The organism is Arthrobacter sp. P4_F10, from assembly GCF_056401435.1.
The window spans coordinates 27,718-48,137 of record NZ_JBFUJJ010000007.1; the positions used below are offsets into that span (position 1 = coordinate 27,718).

The window sequence follows — 20,420 nt, forward strand, 5'->3', positions numbered from 1 at the left end:
CTCAGAGCCTGCCGCAGAGCCGGAGCAGCCGGAACGCTGAACGCCGGCCGGCCCAGTAGGCGACGCACGCCACGACCGCGACAACGCCGAGGACTTTCACCGGGCTGGACAGCTGCTCCGCCGCCATTCCCCTGGCCAGGCTCAGCGCATCCAGGCTGCCGCCCGGCGCGGCCGACGCCGGGACTGGTACCGGGACAGCGGCCGGGGCAGGCTCGGGTGCGGCCGACGCCGGGACCGGCTCCGCGGGTGCTTCGGGGACCGGCGGTAGGCCCTCTGCGAGCATGGCCTGCAGGTTGTTCGCGAAGAGGGTCATCATCTGCTCAGTGACGCTCCCGATTACGCCTTTGCCCATGGCCGCGGCCTTGCCGGACAGCGCGAGATCTGCGCTGACGGACCCCCGTGTGGCCGAGCCGTCTTCGGCCAGCGTGAGGGTGACGGTGGCCTCGGCGGTGCCCTGTCCGCGGGTCTCCTGGGCTTTGCCGCCAAGGACGGCGCGGCGTTCCGAGGCGTTTCTTTCAATGACGTTCAGCAGGCCCTTGTATTGCATCGTCACCGGGCCGAGCTTTACCGTCATGCCCACCTGATACGCCTCATCCGAGAGCTTGTTCAGGATCTTGGCCCCGGGAAGGCAACCGGCCACCCTTTCAAAGTCCATCAGTGTGTCCCACACCTGGCTTATCGGTGCGACCACCGAGAACGTGCTGTTAATTTGCATGAGCTGGTTCCTTGCCTTTCGCTTGTCCGTGCCGGTGGCCTGGTTGCGGGCCGTTACCCCGAATTGCGGCCGCCAGCTCTGCCAAAGCCCGGTAGCTGTGGCCGCTGACGAATGCGTCGCAGTAGGGCAGAGCTGCTGCCATCCCGCCGACGAGGGGCTGGTACTGGGGCGCCGCCTTGCGCGGATTTACCCAGATGATCCTGTGGGCAAGCCGGCGCAGGCGGGCCATCTGCGCCGCGACCTGTTCCGGATCCTCGTAGGCCCAGCCGTCCGAAAACACCACCACCACGGCGCCGCGCGCCAGTCCGCGGCGGCCGTGCTCGTCGACGAAACGCCGGAGGCACTCGGCGATCCGGGTTCCGCTGGCCCAGTCGGGCGCGGAGACGGCGGCGCGGGCCAGGGCCTGGTCCGGATCGCGCAGGGCCAGTTGCCGCGTAAGCCTGGTCAGCCTCGTGGAGAAGACAAAAGCTTCGGCCCCGGCCCCGGTCACAGCACCCTGCAGCAGGGATACAAAGACGCGGGCGTACGGTTCCATCGATCCGGAAACATCGCACAGCAGCACCAGTTTGCGGCGCTGCTCACGGCGGCGGGCATAGAGCAACAGTGGAGCGTCTGTACCGGAGCGACGGGCAGCACGCACTGTCGCCCGGACGTCCAGGCTCGCTGTGCTGTGTGCCGACGTGCGCGTGCGGCGGCTCAGGCGCGGCGGTGTCGCCAGCTGCAGCGCCGCGGCCAGCCGCCGCACCTCGTGTACTTCATCGGCAGAAAGCTCGGCAAAGGAGGTCTCATGGAGGTGTTCGTCCGCGGAAACCATGGCAAGGACGGCCTCCCTGTCGGCGCGGCGGTCCTCCGCGGAGCTGTCCCGGCCGGGGGAGGCCACGCGCGGATCCTGGTCCTTGCCGGCGGCCGTGCCCGCCTCCCGGGTGCCTGCTGTCGCGGGCCTGGTCCGCGGCTCCGCTGCGGGCGGTGCCGGCACTGCCGGGCGGGCCGCCCGGCCCGGTTGTGCGGTGCCGGCATTCGGGCGGAACACGGCTGCGAAGACGGCATCAAACAGGGGCACCTGTTCGCGCGCGGATACGAGCACCACGCGGCAGGTCCAGTAGAGCTGCTCAAGCTGGGTCGGTGGGATCAGGTGGAGCGCCTCGGCCAGCCGTGCCGCCCGGTCCGGCGACGTGGCAAGACCGGCCCTCCGGATTGCCGTAACGAACGCGGCGGACAAGGCTGCTGCCTCGACCCGTGGCGGCGGTGCGGGGGTGGGGTTGTTGTCCTCAGCCATCGGTGCCGTCCACAAGCCAGGCCGCGCCGCGGGAGCCGACGAGTTCAAGGTCATCGCGGTTCTTGACGATTGAGCCCCACGTTTGCTCGGTGATTCCGGGGTCGATCCGTTCCACGCCGAGCACGGCCAGGGCCGAGACCCAGTCGATTGCCTCGGATATCCCCGGGGGTTTGGCGAGGTCCAGCATCCGCAGCCGGGTTATGACGGCCGCTGCCTGGAGCGCCAACGGGCCGCTGCTGGCGGGAACCCGGCGGCGCACGATCTCGGCGATCCGGGCCGGTCCGGGGTAGTCGATCCAGTGGTACAGGCAGCGGCGGGTCAAGGCGTCATGAAGGTCCCGCGTCCGGTTGGAAGTGAGGATCACGATGGGGGGATGGGTGGCGCGGATTGTGCCGAGCTCCGGGATGGTGACGGCGGATTCCGCCAGCAGTTCAAACGTGAAGGCCTCGAATTCGGCGTCGGCGCGGTCGATCTCGTCCAGAAGCAGCACGGCGGGCCGCGGGCCGGGATGTTCCAGCGCCTGCAGCAGCGGCCGCCGCAAAAGGTACTGGGGGGCGAAGAGGTCCGTTTCCGTGACCTCGGTGTCGCGGACTTCGGCCAGCCGGATGCCGAGGAGCTGGCGTTGATGGTTCCATTCGTACAGGGCCTCGCCGGCGTCGATCCCCTCGTAGCATTGCAGCCGGTACAGCGGCGTGTCGAGGAGTTCGGCCAACGCCTTCGCGGCCTCCGTTTTCCCGACTCCCGCCTCGCCTTCGAGCAGGATGGGCTGCGGCAGGCGGACGGCCAGGAACAGGGCCGTTGCGAGTCCGACGTCGGCCAGGTAGTTGGTGCGGTCCAGCGCGGCCATCAGCGACGCCACATCCGGGACCCGGCGCCGCACGTCCTCCTCCGCGCCGGCCCGCGCCGCCGTCGTCATACGGCCCCCTGCAGGCTGTCAAGGACGCGCCTGTAGTCTTCCTCGGTGTCCACGTCCAGCGGGACGGGACCGGGCGTGCGGACCTCGATGACGTCGTCCGTGCGCTGTTCGAGGAGCTTCCAGACTGCCTTGTCCCCGTGCAGGGCAGCCAGGTCCGGCAGCAGGCGCCGGGCAAACGCCAGCGGGTGGCCCACGCCGTCGTCGTAGCGGCACACCGCGATGCCGGGCGAACCGGCACCGGCACCGGCACGGCCAGCACCGGCACGGCCAGCACCGGCAGAGCCAGGACTGGCGGCGGCGGCGGAAGGGGCGGCGGAACCCGTCTGCTCGAGGGCGCCGAGCACGGCCCGGACGCTCGCGGCCCGGACACCGGGCTGATCACCGAGCAGCAGGACCACGGCGTCAGTGTCCGGATGCAGGGCCGCGAGCGCGGAGGCGATGGAGGACGCGCACCCTTCGCCGAAGTCCGGGTTGAGCACCACATCGCAGCCGCTGGTGTCGACGGTTCGCTCTATCTCGGCCGCCGCGCCGCCCAGGGCCAGCACCGTCTGGCTGAAGGAACAGTCCCGGGCAGTTTCCAGGACGGCATCGAGCAGGACTCCGCTGCCGTAGGGCAGCAGCTGTTTGGGCCGGCCCAGGCGCCGGGAGGCACCCGCGGCCAGGATGATTCCCGCGGACCGGCGTCCGGGGCACCCGGCTGTCAGCGGCGGTTCAGGTCGTGAGGGCATAGCGCTCCGGATCTTTGCGGAAGGCGGCCCGGCAGCCGGGCGAGCAGAAGTAGACGGTCATCCCGTTGTGTACCAGGTGCAGCGACGACTCGAGGGCTGGGACGGACATGCCGCACACCGGGTCGACCGCGCTCGTCGGCCCTGACTCCGTGGGCGCCTCCATGCCTGTGGGCGCGGCCGCAGCGGCCGCCGCGAGGGGCGGGGCAGCGCGCCGCGCCTTGGACCGTTCCCCGACCAGCTGGGCCAGGATTGAAAGCGCGATCTCCCCGGGGGTCCGGGCGCCGAGCTGCAGCCCGGCCGGCGTGAAAACCCGCCGCCGCAGGGCGTCGTCGACGTCGAGGGATTCCAGGACGGCGGCGCCGCGGGTTTCGCTGGCCACGAGGGCCACGTAAGGGACATCCGCGCGCAGGGCCGCCTCCAGCGCACCCTCCTCGGCTCTTCCGTGGGAGGCGACGATCAATGCCGCATCATCGCGGCGGGGATCGGCGGATTCGCCATCCGTGAGTTCGACTTCGAGGCCGACGCCGGAGCCGAGCGTCGCCAGGGCCTGCGCCACCGGCGTCGTGCCCACCACCAGGACCCGGGGCGCCGGAATCCGCGGCTGGAGGAAGATCTCGATCGCCCCGCCGCTGAGGCAGGGGTTGGAGACCTCGACGGCGCCTTCCTCCGCGGTGCGGGACGGTTCCCCGGGCAGCACCCGCAACAGGAGCGGTTCCTGGGAGGCCAGAACCTGCAGGCTGTACTCGCGCACCGATGCCTCCACACAGTTCCCGCCCACAAAGCCCTGGATCTCTCCGGTAGGCAGCACCAGGGCCGTGTCCCCGGCGTGGGCGCTCGTGGGACGCTGGGCGCGGACCACCGTGGCGTGGACGAACGGCTCGCGGCGGCTGGCGAGTTCATCGGCCCTGGCAGCCAGGGATCCTGCGGAGCCGGCCATCAGATCGGCGGCCTGGCCCGGCCCTGCATGGCGGCCCAGACGCGGGCCGGGGTGCAGGGCATGTCCACATGGGTGACGCCGAACGGCGCCAAGGCGTCGACGACGGCGTTGACGATCGCCGGCGGGGAGCCGACTGTGGCGGACTCGCCGATGCCCTTCGCCCCGATCGGGTGGTGCGGGGACGGGGTGACGGTGAACCCGGTTTCCCAGTCCGGCACCTCCATGGCCGTGGGGATCAGGTAGTCCATGAAGGACCCGGCGAGGCAGTTGCCGGCCTCGTCGAACTCGATGATCTCCATCAGGGCCATGCCGACACCGTCCGTCAGTCCGCCGTGCACCTGGCCTTCGATGATCATCGGGTTGATCCTGGTGCCGCAGTCATCCACCGCGATGAACCGCCGCACCTTGACCTGCCCCGTGCCGGGGTCGATGTCCACGACGCAGATGTAGGCGCCGAACGGAAAGGTGAGGTTCGGCGGGTCGTAGGTGACCTCGGCGTCGAGGTTCCCGTCCACTCCCTCGGGCAAGGCAACGGTGCCGTGGGCGCCCATGGCGATCTCGGCGATGGTCTTGCCGACGCTCGGGTCGCCCTTGACGAACCAGCGTCCCTTTTCCCACTCGAGGTCCTCGGGGCGGGTCTCGAGCATGGCCCCGGCGATCAGTTTCGCCTTCTCGCGCACCTTCCGGGCGACGAGGGCCACGGCGCCGCCGCTGACCGGCGTCGAACGGCTGCCGTACGTGCCCAATCCGAACGGGGTCTGGTCCGTGTCCCCGTGCACCACCTCGATGTCCTCCGGCGGGATGCCGAGTTCCTCGGCCACGATCTGGGCGAACGTGGTCTCGTGGCCCTGGCCCTGGCTCTGCACCGAGATGCGCACCACGGCCTTGCCGGTGGGGTGCACGCGCAGCTCGGCGCCGTCGGCCATGCCGAGGCCCACGATGTCGAAGTGCTTCCGGGGGCCGGCTCCCACGACTTCCGTAAAGAAGGACACCCCGATGCCCATGAGTTCGCCGCGCTCGCGTTTTTCGGCCTGTTCGCGGCGGAGGTCCTCGTACCCGGCGAGCTGCATCGAGAGCCGCATGGCAGCCTCGTAGTTGCCCGAGTCGTAGACCCAGCCGGTCTTGTTAGCATAGGGGAACTGCTCCGGCTTGATGAAGTTCTTGAGCCGCAGCTCGGCGGGGTCCATGTTCAGCTTGCGGGCCAGGATGTCCACCATCCGCTCCACCAGATAGACGGCCTCGGTGACGCGGAACGAGCAAGCGTAGGCGACGCCGCCGGGCGCCTTGTTGGTGTAGACGCCAGTGACGGAGCAGTGGGCAGCCATCAGGTCGTAGCTGCCGGTGAAGATGGAGAAGAATCCGGCCGGGTTCTTGGTGGGCTGGGCGGTGGCGTTGAACGCGCCGTGGTCGGCCAGCACGTGGGTGCGCAGGGCCAGGATCTTGCCGTCCTTGGTCGCCGCGATTTCGCCCTGCATGATGTAGTCCCGGGCGAACGAGGTCGACATCAGGTTCTCCGAACGGTCCTCCACCCATTTGACCGGGCGGCCGGAGACGATCGAGCCGACGACGGCGAGGATATAGCCGGGGTAGATCCCGACCTTGTTGCCGAAGCCGCCGCCGATATCGGGGGAGACAATCCTGATCTTGTGTTCGGGGATGCCGGCGACGATCGCGAACAAGGTCCGGTGCGCGTGCGGGGCCTGCGTGGTCTCGTAGAGCGTCAGCTTGCCGTTGACGGCGTCGAAGTCGGCGACGGCACCGCACGTCTCCATCGGCGCGGGGTGGACGCGCGGGTACACCACCTCCTGGCTGACCACCACATCGGCGGAGGCGAACACCGCATCGGTTTCGGCTTTGTCGCCCATCTCCCAGTCGAAGATCCGATTGTCTGTCCGGCCCTCGATCTCGTCGCGGATCACCGGCGCGTCCGGGTCGAGCGCCTTGCGGGCGTCCACCAGCGGCGGCAGCACATCGTATTCGACGTCGATCAGCTCCAGGGCGTCCCGGGCGGCGTAGCGGTCCTCTGCCACGACGAACGCGACTTCCTGGCCCTGGAACCGGACTTTGTCGGTCACCAGCACGGCCTGGACATCCGCGGAGAGCGTCGGTGCCCATGCGAGATTCAGGCCCAGGAGGTCCTTGCCGGTGATGACTGCAACGACTTTCGGGTGTGCCAGGGCATTGGTGGTGTCGATGGACACGAGCCGGGCGTGCGCCACCGGAGCCCGCAGGATGGCCCCGTGCAGCATACCCGGCAGCACGATGTCATCCAGGTAGTGGCCCTTGCCGCGCACGAAGCGCGGGTCTTCCTTCCGCTGGATCCGGCCGTAGCCGATCGGGCGGTCCTCGTCGCCGGCGGCCGGGTTCGACGGCCGGTCATGGATGACGGTCATGCCTTCACCTCCGTGGCTGTGTTCGCTGTCTCTGCGGCGACATCCGGGACGGCAGTGTCCGTGCCGTCCAGGACTTCGTCAGCGGCCGCTGCGTCCTCCACTCCAGTGCCGGCAGGATGGGCGGCGGCCCACTGCACCGAGCGGACGATCGTTGCGTAGCCCGTGCACCGGCAGATCTGCCCGGAAATGGCCCGCCGGATCTCGGCGTCGTCCGGGTGCGGATTCTTATCAAGGAGCGCGCGGGCCGTGAGCATCATCCCCGGGGTGCAGAAGCCGCACTGCAGCCCGTGCTCCTCCATGAAGCCCTGCTGGACGGGGTCGAGGGTGCCGCCGGTGGCCAGTCCCTCCACGGTGCGGATGTCGTGCCCCGCGGCCATGGCGGCCAGGACGGTGCAGGACTTCACGGGCTGACCGTCCATCAGGACCACACACGTCCCGCAGTTGCTCGTGTCGCATCCCCAGTGCGTACCGGTGAGGCCCAGGACCTCGCGGATGTAGTGGACCAGGAGCACCCGGGGTTCAATCTCGCTCGTGACGTCGGTGCCGTTAACGGTCATGCTGATCTGCATCGGTTTCAGCCTTCCTGCATCTGGGCGGCGCGGGCACAGGCCCGCCGCAGTACCCGCCGGGTGAGCTCATCGGCGAGATGCCGTTTGTAGTCGACCGGGCCGCGCTGGTCCGCTACCGGATCGCAGGCCGCCGCTGCCAGCCTGCCGGCCTCGGCGAACAGCTCCTCGTCCGGATGCCTGCCGCGGAGCGCCGCGGCGGCCTCGGCCAGCGGGTGGTCAAGGCCCAGCGCAGTGAGTCCGACGGCGGCGTCGTCGACGGTCCCGTCCGCGGCGAGGGTGACTGCGGCGCCGGCGGCACCGACTGCCCAGTCGCCGACCCGGCGTTCGACCTTTTCATAGGCGCTGCCCGAGCGGGGGCGGATGCCGAACCTGAGTTCGCAGAGCAGCTCATCCTGTCCGACCGCGGTTTCATAAGGTCCGCGGTGGAACTCGGACATGGACAGGATGCGCTCGCCGCGTGGCCCGCGGATGACTGCCTCGGCGGCCAGGACATCACAAACGGTGGAGAGGTCCTCGGCGGGATCGGCCTGGCAGAGGGAGCCGCCGATCGTGCCGCGGTTGCGCACCACGGGGTCGGCGATCACCAATTCGGCGTCCCGCACAATGGGGAACAGCGCGGCGACCTCGTCCGACTCCAGCAAGGTGGTGTGGCGCGTCATGGCGCCCACCCTTAGCTTGTTGCCGTCACGGAGGATGAAATCCAGCTCGTAGAGGTCATTGATGTCGATCAGCCATTCGGGCCGGGAAAGGCGAAGCTTCATCATCGGCAGGAGGCTGTGGCCGCCGGCCACCACCCGGGATTCGGGGCCGTACCGGGCGAGAAGTTCCAGGGCGTTGTCCACGGTGGTGGCGCGCACGTAGTCAAATGGAGCCGGAATCTGCATAGTCCCTACCTCACTCCGAATGGCCGGCGGCATGGTGCAGCGGCTGCTTAGCGCCGGATTGAGGTCAGTCTTGCCCCGGCCTGAGTGGGCTGTCAATATCGTCATAAGCGAAAGGTTATGAAGCCGTGGCGATGACATTGGGACAGTTGCGGACGTTCGCCCTGGTGGCCAAGCTGGGCTCTCTTCACGCCGCAGCAGTCCACCTCGGAGTCAGCGAACCGGCCGTTTCGACGGCGCTTGCCGCACTCAGGCAGGATCTGGGCGACCCGCTCTTCGTGCGCGCCCACGGCGGGATTGCGCTGACTCCCGGCGGCCGGGCCCTCGCCGAACACGCCCAGGACATCGTGGGACTGGCGGATCAGGCCCGGTGGGAGGTGGCGCATGCCCAGACCGAGACCGGACGCCTGAATATCGTGGCGACGGCGCCCTTTGCCGAACACGCGGCCGGGCGCCTGCTGGACCTTTTCACCCGCCGGGTTCCCGGCGCCTCCGTCGACGTGGTGGTGGAGGAGGCCGAGGACATTGCCTCGCTGATGCGCGAACGCGTCTATGACATCGCCTTGGGAGCCCGGCCCGCCGTCCGCAACGGCGGCCTTCCCAACAGTACTGGCGACCTCGGCATCGACTCCGCCCCGTTCCTGCGGTACCAGCGGATTGTTGTGGCGGCCGCCGGGCATCCGCTCGCCGCCCTCCACGGACCGGTAGCGCTGGCTGAACTGCTGCGCAGGCCCTGGTTTGCCGGTCCCGCCGGCGTCCAGGCGGCCAGCGAGGAGGGCCGCTGGCTGGCGTCCCAGGCAGTGGCGCCGGAGATCGTCCGGTTGAGCAGCGAGACAGAGGCGCTCGCCGCCGTCAGGGCGGGCGAGGGAACCATGCTGGCGCTGGGCCATATTGTGCGGGCTGAAATTCGCAGCGGCGCCCTGGTCCGCGTGCCGGTGGCCGGAACGCCGGTCTCCGGACTTTGGTGGGCCAGTACCCTGGACCGCCGCCGGGCCACCACCATGGCGCGGACCCTGCAAAGGTTTGCCGGCACCGCCGACGCCACCGCGGCCATGGTCGCTCCCGGCGGTTCGCGGGGGCTGGAGAGGCGGGGGTCCAAGTTCCACGTGGCGCTCTGGAGCTGAGGCGCCTGCCGCTGTGTCGCGTTGCACAACGCCCGGGCGGGTGCTACCCCTTGAGGGGTTAGACGATCCATTCACCCTGCGAGAAGGAGGAGCAATGACGTTGTCCCGAGACGAAGACAGCTCGCTGCGGCATTGGAGCAGCCGGCTGATTCAGGCGCTGCAGATCCTTGACCTGGAAGTCGACCACGAAAAGATCGTCCAGGTCGCGGACGAATCCGTTAAAGCCGTCGGGCCGCATGCGGACGCCATCAGCGCGTTCATTGTGGGCTACGCGGCCGGTACCGCGTCCACCAACGGCCGCAAGGGCACGCAGGAGGCCGTGCACGCCGCGTCGAACAAAGTCATTGAGCTCTGCGAGCACGGCGAGTCCGGCGGCCCGGACGAGGAAGGCTGGGCCAAGAGGGCCCAGTAAGGCAGTAGCGCAGTAGCGCAGTAGCGCAGTAGCGCAGTAGCTGAGTCGCGCAGTAACTGAGTAACGGAGTAGCGCCCGCGCCGGCAGCACGGGACATGCTCCACGGTGGGGCTCAGGGATGGGCATGCTGGTGTCATGTCCAGTCGCCGGGGCCGGGGTGGGGCAGGTCCCGTGGCCCCGGCCCCGGCGACTGGCGTGTGCCTAGCGGCGTGTGCCTAGGGTGAGGCCACCCCGGCAGGGAGTGTTGCCGCGCCGTCGGGCGTCTGGTCCAGGCTCGGCTCGAGCCGGATAATGACCGCCTTCGAAACCGGAGTGTTGCTGCCCTCGGCCGTGTGGTTCAGCGGCACCAGCACGTTGGCCTCGGGGTAGTAGGCGGCCGCGCAGCCGCGTGCCGTGGGATACGACACCACGCGGAACTTGCGCACTATGCGTTCCTCGCCGTCGTCGTGCACGCCGCGGATGTCCACGTACTGCCCGTCCGCAAGGCCGAGTTCGGCGATGTCGTCAGGGTTCACGAACACCACATGGCGGCCCTTCTTGATGCCCCGGTAGCGGTCGTTGTGCGAGTAGATGGTGGTGTTGAACTGGTCGTGGGAGCGCATGCTCTGCAGGATCAGGGTTCCCTCCGGCCGCTGGACCAGTTCGAGATCATTGGCAGTCAGCACGGCCTTGCCGGTGGGCGTGGGGAAGGTGCGGGAGTCGCGGGGACCGTGGGCGAGGACAAATCCGCCTTCCTGCCGGATCCGTTCGTTGTAGTCCTTGCAGCCGCCCACCACCCGCGAAATGTGATCGCGGATGAGGTCGTAGTTCTTCTCAAACCCGTCCCAGTCGGCCTTGATCTTCTCGCCCACCAGGAGTTTGCCCAGCCGGCTCACGATGGCCGGCTCCGAGAGCAGATGATGGGACACCGGCTCGACGCTGCCCCATGACGGGTGCACGGCGCAGACAGTGTCCTCCACGGAAACGAACTGGGGTCCGGATTCCTGGATGTCGATCTCGGTCCTGCCCATCGTGGGGAGGATCAGCGCCTCGCGGCCCGTCACAGTGTGCGAGCGGTTCAGCTTGGTCGAGATCTGGACTGTCATCTCCGTGTTTCCCATGGCAGCCACGGCGGCATTCGTGTCCGAGATGGCACCCACAAGGTTGCCGCCCAGGGCGACGAAAACCTTGATCTCGCCCGCGCGCATCTTGTTGATGGTCTCGACGGAGTCCGTGCCGTGTTCGCGGGGCGGTTCGAAGTCGAACTCCTTGCCGAGGGCTTCCATAAAGGACTGCGGCATCTGCTCCCAGATGCCCATCGTGCGGTCGCCCTGCACATTGCTGTGCCCGCGGATGGGAGAGGCGCCGGCGCCCGGCTTACCGATGTTGCCGCGCAGCAGCAGGAGGTTGATGATCTCCTTGATGGTGGCGACAGCCTTCTTCTGCTGCGTGATGCCCATGGCCCAGGTGATGATGACTTTGTCGGCCTTGAGGTAGCGGGCGGCGAGCTCATCGATGTCCTCGCTGCGCAGGCCCGTGGCTTCGAGCACCGTGCGCTCATCCAGCCGGGCCAAGTGCTCCTTAAGCTCCTCGAGTCCCTCGCAGTGTTCGGCCAGGAAGGCGTGGTCCAGAACCGTGCCGGGGTTCTTGGCCTCGGCCTCGAGCACGCGCTTGGACACGGCCTGCAGCAGTGCCATGTCGCCGCCGATCCGGATCTGGAGGAACTGGTCCGCGATCTGCGTGCCGTGGCCGATCACGCCCTTGACCTCCTGCGGGTTCTTATAGCGGCGCAGGCCGGCCTCGGGAAGGGGATTGACGGCCACGATCTCACCGCCGCGGTTCTTGCACGCCTCGAGTTCGGTCATCATCCGGGGGTGGTTAGTGCCCGGGTTCTGGCCCATGACAATGATCAGGTCGGCTTGGGCGTAGTCGTCGAAGCTGACGGTCGCCTTGCCGATGCCGATGGTCTGGCCCATTGCCCAGCCCGAAGATTCATGGCACATATTGGAGCAGTCCGGCAGGTTGTTGGTGCCATAGCCGCGGACCATCAGCTGGTAGAGGAAGGCGGCCTCGTTCGACGTCCTGCCGCTCGTGTAGAACGCCGCCTGGTCGGGGGAGTCCAGCCCCTTGAGCTTGTCGGTCACAAGCCGGAGCGCCTCATCCCAGCTGACCGCCTTGTAGTGGTCCTCGCCGGCGGGTTTGTATACCGGTTCCGTGAGCCGGCCCTGCATGCCAAGCCAGTACTCGGACCGGCCGCGCAGTTCGCTGACGGAATTCTGGGCCCAGAAAGTTTCGGGAACCACCACCGGGGTCGCCTCCCAAGTCACCGCCTTGGCCCCGTTCTCGCAGAACTCGAACGCCTTGCGGTGGTGCGGGTCCGGCCACGCGCAGCTCGGGCAGTCGAAGCCTTCCTTCTGGTTCATGGCCATGACGGTCTTACGGGTCCGGTTCAGCCCCATCTGCTCGATGGCCGGCTTCATGGAGTGGTACACGCCCGGGACACCGGCGGCCCAGCTCTTCGGCCCGTCCCCGACTACGAGATCCTGCTCCGACGGTTCCTCGATGTGAGGAGTCTTGCGAGTCACGTGAACTTCCCTTCCTCAACCACCGTCCGGAGGGGGCGGCGTGCTGATCTGCCACTATGCACCATACCTTCAGGCCTATCAGCTTGATCGGAGCGCCGCAAGCAATTGGCCGGGGCCCTGTCCCGAGTGCCGCCCGGCACCGTGCGCACCCCTTATACCACCGCCGTCTTGGCGCGTGCTGGGGACCTGCTGTGCGCCGGCCTCAGGTAGCAGAGGCCAAATATTCGGGTCCTGCAGGGGTAGCCGTTACCCGGCTGTTATTCGCCGACAGCACGCCCGCGCCGTAGTTCCCGCGTAGGCTACGTTGCCGCCGTCGACCTCGGGGCGAGTAGCCCAAAGCGTCGGTGCGCGTATTTCAAACCCGCGATCCCGGTGGCCGGAGGCCCCGAAAAACGCCGGACCGTGGTCCGGATCCTAAGTTACCCACCCGTCCCAGTTTTCCCCAAGGAATCACCAAGCACTGTTGCACCATCACTCACTCTAAGAGGCAGGTGTGCAATGAATTTGTTCGCATGCAGGAAGGTTGGCGGCCAAAGACGTGTCTTTAGCCGGTCAACCCGGGCAGTAGCGGCAGGGACAGCGATGACCCTGCTCAGTTTTGTCGGACTCACCGCAACGGCGCCTGGCGCCAGCGCCGTGCAGGCGCCGGTCGGCGCAGGCTTCACCATCACCCCGTCCGATCTGGCCTTTATTCTCAAGCAAATCAAGATCGCCGAGGCCCACGTCGCCAACACGACGTCGGCAACCGGCCCGTGCGGTGCCCTGATTGGCACCGGCCCCAACCAAATCCCCAGCCCTCTCGTCTCCCAGGGCCTGCGGACAGTGGACGGCTCGTGCAACAACCTCCAGCCAGGCCAGGAAACGTTCGGCGCTGCTGACCAGACGTTCCCGCGCCTGGCCACGCCCGTGTTCAAGGCCGCCGAGGCTGTACCCCCTGGCTTCGGCCCGGCAGGCTCGACGAGCTACGCGCAGAAGAAGGGCAACGTTTTCGACTCCGAGCCCCGCACCATCAGCAATCTGATTGTGGACCAGACCTCCACCAACCCCGCCGCCGTCGCAGCGGCCGGCAACCCGGTCAGGACGCAGGGGAATACGGGCGTCGTGCCGTGCACGACGGATCCCCAGCCTAACGCCACACCTCCGGTCATTGAAGTTCCTGCGGGCTGCGTGCCGTCGCATCAGACCCTGTTCATCCCGAACGTCACCACGGACGTCGGGCTTTCCCCGCCCTACAACTCGCTTTTCACGCTGTTCGGGCAGTTTTTCGACCACGGCGTAGACCAGACGGTCAAGTCCGGCGGCACTGTCTTCGTTCCGCTGAAGGCCGATGATCCGCTCATCGCCGGCCCGGACCACATCCTCGGCAACGCCGACGACCTGGCCCCGCAGCTGCGGTTCATGGTGCTGACCCGGGGCCAGAACCAGCCCGGTCCGGACGGTGTCACAGGCGACAACCCCGCCACCGCTGCCGACGAGAGTGCTGACGATATCCAGAATGCGACCAACACGGACTCGCCCTGGGTTGACCAGTCCCAGACCTACACGTCCCACTCATCCCACCAAGTGTTCCTGCGGGAGTACATCAACAACGCCGCCGGCAGGCCGGTCTCCACTGGCAAGCTGCTCGGTGGCGCAGCCGGCCCGACGGCGAACGGCATGGCCACGTGGGCCACGACCAAGTCCCAGGCGGCGATCTTCCTCGGTCTCAAGCTCGAGGACAAGGACGTCACCAACATCCCGATGATCGCAGCGGACGCGTATGGCAAGTTCATCCCCGGACCCCTGCGCGGGCTGCCGCAGTACGTCACCCAGACCGGCCTCGTAGAGGGAAACACGGTCACGCCCGTGCCGGTGCCGGCAAACGTGCGGTACTTCGACACGCCGTTCCTGACGGACATCGCGCACAACGCCGACCCGTCACCGCGGGACGCTGACAACAACCCGGCCACGCCTCCCGTAGCGCCCACCCCGGACGCTGACAACACGGCCTCGGCAGATTTTGCCAACCAGCCGGCCGGGACCTACGACGACGAGATGCTCAATGCGCACTTCATCGCCGGTGACGGGCGGGTCAACGAGAACATCGGTCTCACCACCATCCACCAGATCTTCCACTCTGAGCACGACCGTCTCGTCGGCAATATCAAGACCGTGCTGACGAACGATACTTCCGCCAGCGGCACGGCGGCTCTGGCCCAATGGCAGTTGGCGGCCGGTGCAGACGGCTGGAACGGTGAGCGCCTCTTCCAGGCGGCACGGTTCATCACCGAAATGGAATACCAGCACCTGGTCTTCGAGGAATTCGCCCGCAAGATCCAGCCTGCGATCAACCCCTTCGAGCCGTTTGCGTTCACTCAGACGGAGCTCAACCCGGCCATCAAGGCCGAGTTTGCCCACGCCGTGTACCGCTTCGGTCACTCTATGCTCACCGAGACGATCTCGCGCAGGAACGAGGACCGCCCCGGTCCGGACAACCAGTTCGGCACCTCCGATGACATCTTGGGGAGTCAGAACGACATCTCCTTGCTCAACGGGTTCCTCAACCCTCCGGAGTACACCAATGGCGGCCCTGCCGGTTCGCTCACCTCCGAGGAGGCTGCGGGCAGCGTCATCATGGGTATGTCGGATCAGGTCGGCAACGAGCTCGATGAGTTCGTGACCGACACGCTTCGCAACAACCTGCTGGGCCTGCCACTGGACCTGCCGACGATCAACATGACGCGGGCCCGGTCCGAGGGTATCCCGCGGCTGAACCAGCTTCGCCGGGAGATCTTCAACTCGACGAACGACGCCCAGTTGAAGCCCTACACCAACTGGATCGACTTCGGGGAGGGCCTCAAGCACCCTGAGTCGCTGACTAACTTCGTGGCTGCCTACGGTCAGCACCCGTCCATCACCGGCGCGACGACGCTGGCGGGCAAGCGCGAGGCTGCACGGTTGATCGTCAACCCCAACCCCATTGCTGGTGATGTCGCCCCTGCTGACGCCGCGGCGTTCATGAACAGCACGGACGCCTGGGCCAACAACGGCACCCAGTCGATCACCGGCCTCGACAACGTCGACCTCTGGGTCGGCGGACTCGCGGAGCAAACGGTTGTGTTCGGTGGCCTGCTGGGCAGCACCTTCAACTACGTGTTCGAGAACCAGCTGACCGAGCTGCAGAACGGCGACCGCCTCTACTACCTGGCCCGCACCCCGGGCATGAACCTGAGGACGCAGCTCGAAGGCAACTCGTTCTCCGAACTGATGATGCGCAACACGAACGTTCGCAGTTTGAAGGCCGATGCATTCGCCACGGCGGACTGCAAGTTCGAGCTGAAGAACCTTGCCGGCACCGCTGCCGGCTTTGCGTCCTTCGGAAACACCGTAGCGGACGACCTGCAGTCGGAGTGCAGCGAGCCGGCTTTGCTGATCCGCATGTCCGACGGCACCATCAAGTACCGTGCGCGGAACACCGTCGATCCCTCCGGGATCAACGGCCAGAGCGTCTACAACGGCACTGCCGGCGTGGACCGCATCTTCGGTGGTAACGACAGCGACACCTTCTGGGGTGGACTCGGCAACGACATCATCGAAGGTGGTGACGGAGCCGACGTCGCGCTCGGTGGTGAAGGCAACGACATCATCACCGACGTTGCCGGCGACGATGTCTTGAAGGGCGGTCCCGGTAACGACGCAATCGACACCGGACCGGGCCTGGACATCATCATGGGCGGTGATGGCAAGGACTTCACGAACGGTGGTGCCAACGCCAACGAGACCTTCGGTGGTGAGGGTGACGACTTCATCATGCTCGGTCAAAGCCTTGACGCCGCCTTCGGCGACAGCGGCAATGACTGGGAAGAGGGTGGTGATCAGCCGGACCTCATGCAAGGGGACAGCGGCAACCTGTTCTTCCTGGACGACTCCCAAAAGCCCGGACACGACATCCTGATCGGACAGGGCGGTGACGACGACTACGACATGGAAGGCGGCGATGACGTCGGTGTCGCAGGTCCGGGCATCGAGAAGGTCGCTGGCGCTTCAGGTTATGACTGGGAAATCGGCGTCGGTGATCCACAGCCGCAGGACCTTGACTTGGCTCTCCCGATCCCGCCGCTGGATATCCTCCAGGTCGGCGTCAGGGACAAGTTCAACGAGGTCGAGGCGTTGTCCGGCGCGGAACTCAACGACACCATCCGTGGTGACAGCGTGGTTCCCAGTGCCGTGGGTGGCGCCGGGTTCATCGGGTGCGACGTGCTGGACCAGGCGGGCCTTGACCGTATTGCCGGTCTTGATGCGCTGGTGCCGGCGTTGAACACCCCGTTGGCTACCGTCGTGGCCCAGTCGGCATCGGGCGACTGCCCGCTTCTGAGCGGCGCGAACGTCTGGGGCGATGGCAACATCCTCCTTGGCGGCGGCGGCAGCGACCTGATCGAGGGACGTGGCGGAGACGACATCATCGACGGTGACGCCTACTTCAACGTCCGCCTGAGCGTCAGGACGAACGCAGCTGACCCGTCGACGGAAATCGGCAGTGCAGCGGTGACCGGATCCGGCCAAAGCGCCATGGCCAGCCGGTATCTTCGTGACGGCGCCGGTGCGCTTACCGGACCGACACTTCAGGAAGCCGTCTTTGCCGGCACCGTCGACCCCGGAAACATCGTGGCCGTCCGTGAGATCCTGACCGGCTCCGGCGGATCCGACAGGGCCGTCTTCACCGGCCCGCAGGCCGACTACACCGTCACGACCACCCCTGCCGGCGCCACCCTGGGCTCGGCAGGCTCGACCACTACGGTGGTTGACAAYGTCGGCGCCGATGGCACGGACACTGTCCGCAACATCGAGCTCCTGCAGTTCTCTGACACCGTTGCGCCCAACGCTCCGGTCATCGGCACGGCAACCGCCGCCGCCGGCCAGGCCACGGTTAACTGGACGGCTCCGACCGTCGGAACGGCCAGCGCCTTCTCCGTGAAGGTGCTCGACGTGACGACGAATCCGGCCGGCGTCCAGGTCGGTGCCCTGCGCACCGCCCCGGCAGGCGCCACCAGCCTGGTGGTGACCGGCCTGACCAACGGATCGCAGTACAGGTTCCAGGTTCTGGCCAACAGCGCCCTCGGTGACAGCCCGTTCTCGGCGCTGTCCAACACGGTGAGCCCGACGGCTACCACCGCACCGGGAGCGCCGACCATCGGGACGGCCACGGCCGGGAACGCTTCGGCGTCCGTGACCTGGACCCCGGGGTCCACCGGCGGATCCCCCATCACGGGTTACAGAGTGAGGGCCTTCGCCGGAACTGCCTTGATAAGTACGACGGTCACCGGAAACGTCGGAAACGTCGTCGTCACCGGCCTCACCAATGGGACGGCGTACACGTTCGACGTCGCCGCCGTCAACGTGGCCGGTACGGGCGGATTCTCGGCCCGCACGGCAGCGGTGACACCACGGACGGAATTCGTGGCTCCCACCGTGACAGCGCGGACACCGGCATCCGGTGCACTCTCCGTCAGCCAGACGGCGAACCTGACGGCAACGTTCAGCGAGGCGGTGACGGGAGTCAGCGGAACCACGTTCCAGCTGCGGCTCGGCACCACGGTGATCCCCACCGTCGTGTCTTACAACACGCTCACCCGGGTTGCGACTCTGAACCCGGTCGGCACGCTGTTGGCGGACCGCGTGTACACGGTGAACCTCGTGGGGATCCGTGACCTCGCGGGCAACACGATGGCGACCAGCACGTGGTCGTTCACCACGGGCCCCAACCCGACCATCACCGCCACGACTCCCGTCGCGGGAGCCACAGGGGTGCTGCGCAACAGCAACGTGACCGCCACGTTCAGTGAGGTCATTACCGGCTTCGCAGTTGCCGGCAAGGTCCGGATTGAACGGGTCTCCACCGGGGCGGCGGTCGCTTCGGCGATCACGTTCAACAGCACCACCAGGGTGCTGACGATCAACCCCGGAACCAGCCTCCTCGCGAACACCCAGTACCGGGTCACCGTCACCGGTGGCACCACTGGCGTCCGCGACCTGGCCGGTAACCCGATGACAACCCGTATCTGGACGTTCACCACGGGCGCAGGGCTGTAACAGCAAGCAGCACTGCAACAGCACGACGAGATCGCCGGCTGGCGGACCCACAGCGGCCCGCCAGCCGGCTTCCTCAATTCTTCGAAATTCACTTTTCGACACTGTATTCAGCTCTATTGCCCACTTGGAGGGGCCATGACTACACGACGAGAGATCTTCAAACTGGGCGCTGTCGGCGCCCTCGGCCTTGCCGGGTTCAAAGGCGGCGACGACGACATTCCCACTACTGGTCCGAGCACACCGCTCCTCACCGCCAGCCAACTTGCGCCTCAGAACAAGCCTGTTCCCTACGCGGGCGTCTTTCGCCGCCCGCCCGAGCTCGTCCCCTTCGCGACGGGCTTCGACGGCGGCGACCCGGCCCGGCCGTTCGCCCGGTACGCCCTCACCCAGAAGCTCGGCCAGGCCCAGCTCGTGCCCGGGCTGAACACCACCGTGGCCGGCTACAACGGCATCTTTCCAGGCCCCACCATCCGGGCCATCCAGGGCACCCGGATCGAGGTGCGGATCCGCAACGCCCTGCCGGCCGCCGGGCTCGTGCAGCCCGCCCGCTTTGATACAGTCACCCACCTGCACGGCTCGGCGTCGCTGCCCCAATATGACGGGTACGCCAACGACATCACCATCCCCGGGAACGTGAAGAACTACCGTTACCCCAACTTTCAGCCGTCCCGGACGCTCTGGTACCACGACCACAAGCACCACATCACGGCCCAGAACGTGTACTCAGGACTCGCCGGCTTCTATCCGCTCTCTGACAAGTTCGAGCGTGCCCAGCTGCCGCAGGGCGAGTTCGACGTGCCCCTGATGATCTCGGACGCCATGTTCAATGCCGACGGTTCCCTCGCCTACAACGACAACGACCAGAAGGGCCTGTGGGGGGACATCATCCTGGTCAACGGCGTGCCCTGGCCCACCATGAAGGTCAAGCCGCGGATCTACCGCTTCCGGGTGCTCGATGCGTCCATCTCGCGCTCCTACCGGCCCACGCTCTCCACCGGTGACCCCGTCTACGTGGTTGGCACCGACGGCGGCATGACGCCGAAAGTGCAGGCCGTCAAATCCTGGCGGCAGGGCACGGCGGAACGCTACGAGGTGCTGATCGACTTCCGTAAATACCGGACCGGGCAGCTGATCGAACTGCGCAACCTCAGCAACAAAAACAACATCGACTTCGCCAACACGAACAAAATCATGCGATTCCAGGTGGTGGCGGACTCCGGGTCGGGGGCCGGCTCCATTTCCAGCATCCCGGCCACCCTGGACGACGGCGGGGCCGTCAACGCGTCTCTGGGCGCCATTCCCACCATGAGCCTGACGCCGGCGATGGTCAAAGCCAAACGCGAGCTGAAATTTTTCCGGGATCACGGACAATGGACCGTCAACGGCGTCACCTGGGCCGACGTGGAGAAGTCCGGGTTCACCAAGCTGTTCGGCAATCCCCAGCCGTTCGACGTCGAGCAATGGACCATCATCAATGCGTCCGGCGGCTGGTTCCATCCGGTGCACATCCACCTCATTGACGCCAAAATCATCGGGAGGAACACCAACGGCGGCCAGCCGTTCGCCTGGGAAAAGGGCCCCAAGGACGTCTTCTACGCCGGCGAGAACGAGTCCATCACAGCGCTCATGCAATTCGACCCAGGCGCGAACGGAGGTGGCCGTTACATGATCCACTGCCACAACCTGGTCCACGAGGACCACGACATGATGGTGCAGTTCTCCGTGGGCGATCTGAGGACCAACGACCCCGTCACCACGGATCCGCCAGTCCTGGACACTACTCCTCTGGACGCGTTCCAGCCGGTGTACCGGCCCGGATTCCCGGCGGGGACCTGA

13 protein-coding genes are annotated in these 20,420 nt (G+C 67.1%); 4 read left to right on the forward strand and 9 right to left on the reverse strand.

Going from position 1 to position 20,420, the window contains the following annotated elements:
- Position 1 precedes the first annotated feature (1 nt).
- Genes AC1DR1_RS10080 through AC1DR1_RS10115 form a run of 8 tightly spaced genes read right to left on the reverse strand, consistent with a single transcriptional unit; the run spans position 2 to position 8,418 of the window.
- On the reverse strand, positions 2–715 hold the full coding sequence (locus AC1DR1_RS10080; RefSeq protein ID WP_229992134.1) for an SRPBCC family protein: 714 nt from the start codon (positions 713–715) through the stop codon (positions 2–4).
- Positions 705–1,991, reverse strand: coding sequence for a vWA domain-containing protein (locus AC1DR1_RS10085; protein WP_229992133.1), 1,287 nt, complete (start codon positions 1,989–1,991; stop codon positions 705–707). Before AC1DR1_RS10085 ends, AC1DR1_RS10080 begins: the two co-directional genes overlap by 11 nt.
- Positions 1,984–2,907: an AAA family ATPase gene (locus tag AC1DR1_RS10090; RefSeq protein ID WP_229992132.1), complete on the reverse strand. Its 924-nt coding sequence runs from the start codon at positions 2,905–2,907 to the stop codon at positions 1,984–1,986. Before AC1DR1_RS10090 ends, AC1DR1_RS10085 begins: the two co-directional genes overlap by 8 nt.
- The gene (locus AC1DR1_RS10095; protein WP_229992131.1) at positions 2,904–3,635 is read right to left on the reverse strand and encodes a nucleotidyltransferase family protein; all 732 of its coding nucleotides are present in this window, start codon (positions 3,633–3,635) and stop codon (positions 2,904–2,906) included. The genes AC1DR1_RS10090 and AC1DR1_RS10095 overlap by 4 nt, the downstream gene beginning before the upstream one ends.
- On the reverse strand, positions 3,619–4,572 hold the full coding sequence (locus AC1DR1_RS10100; RefSeq protein ID WP_476966815.1) for an XdhC family protein: 954 nt from the start codon (positions 4,570–4,572) through the stop codon (positions 3,619–3,621). Before AC1DR1_RS10100 ends, AC1DR1_RS10095 begins: the two co-directional genes overlap by 17 nt.
- A complete protein-coding gene (locus AC1DR1_RS10105; protein WP_229992129.1) occupies positions 4,572–6,965 on the reverse strand; it encodes an aerobic carbon-monoxide dehydrogenase large subunit in 2,394 nt (797 codons plus the stop codon). Before AC1DR1_RS10105 ends, AC1DR1_RS10100 begins: the two co-directional genes overlap by 1 nt.
- On the reverse strand, positions 6,962–7,534 hold the full coding sequence (locus AC1DR1_RS10110) for a (2Fe-2S)-binding protein (RefSeq protein WP_229992128.1): 573 nt from the start codon (positions 7,532–7,534) through the stop codon (positions 6,962–6,964). Before AC1DR1_RS10110 ends, AC1DR1_RS10105 begins: the two co-directional genes overlap by 4 nt.
- Before the next feature lie 5 nt (positions 7,535–7,539).
- Complete coding sequence (locus AC1DR1_RS10115; protein WP_229992127.1) at positions 7,540–8,418, reverse strand: FAD binding domain-containing protein; 879 nt, start codon at positions 8,416–8,418, stop codon at positions 7,540–7,542.
- Positions 8,419–8,549: 131 nt separating this feature from the next.
- Between AC1DR1_RS10115 and AC1DR1_RS10120 the strand changes: the two genes are divergently transcribed.
- Positions 8,550–9,539, forward strand: a complete 990-nt coding sequence (locus tag AC1DR1_RS10120) for a LysR family transcriptional regulator (protein WP_229992204.1) — start codon at positions 8,550–8,552, stop codon at positions 9,537–9,539.
- 94 nt (positions 9,540–9,633) lie between these two features.
- Positions 9,634–9,951 carry a DUF6457 domain-containing protein gene (locus AC1DR1_RS10125; RefSeq protein ID WP_229992126.1) on the forward strand — a complete coding sequence of 106 codons (318 nt, stop codon included), beginning with the start codon at positions 9,634–9,636 and terminating at the stop codon, positions 9,949–9,951.
- A 215-nt stretch (positions 9,952–10,166) separates the two neighbouring features.
- Here the strand turns inward: AC1DR1_RS10125 and AC1DR1_RS10130 are convergent, their stop codons facing one another.
- Entirely contained in the window at positions 10,167–12,515 is a 2,349-nt protein-coding gene (locus AC1DR1_RS10130) for an FdhF/YdeP family oxidoreductase (protein WP_229992125.1), read from the reverse strand.
- A gap of 582 nt (positions 12,516–13,097) precedes the next feature.
- Here AC1DR1_RS10130 and AC1DR1_RS10135 point away from each other — a divergent pair.
- Both AC1DR1_RS10135 and AC1DR1_RS10140 read left to right on the forward strand, forming a co-directional pair.
- Positions 13,098–18,584, forward strand: coding sequence for a peroxidase family protein (locus tag AC1DR1_RS10135; RefSeq protein WP_476992547.1), 5,487 nt, complete (start codon positions 13,098–13,100; stop codon positions 18,582–18,584).
- Between the two features lie 135 nt (positions 18,585–18,719).
- The gene (locus AC1DR1_RS10140; RefSeq protein ID WP_229992123.1) at positions 18,720–20,420 is read left to right on the forward strand and encodes a multicopper oxidase family protein; all 1,701 of its coding nucleotides are present in this window, start codon (positions 18,720–18,722) and stop codon (positions 20,418–20,420) included.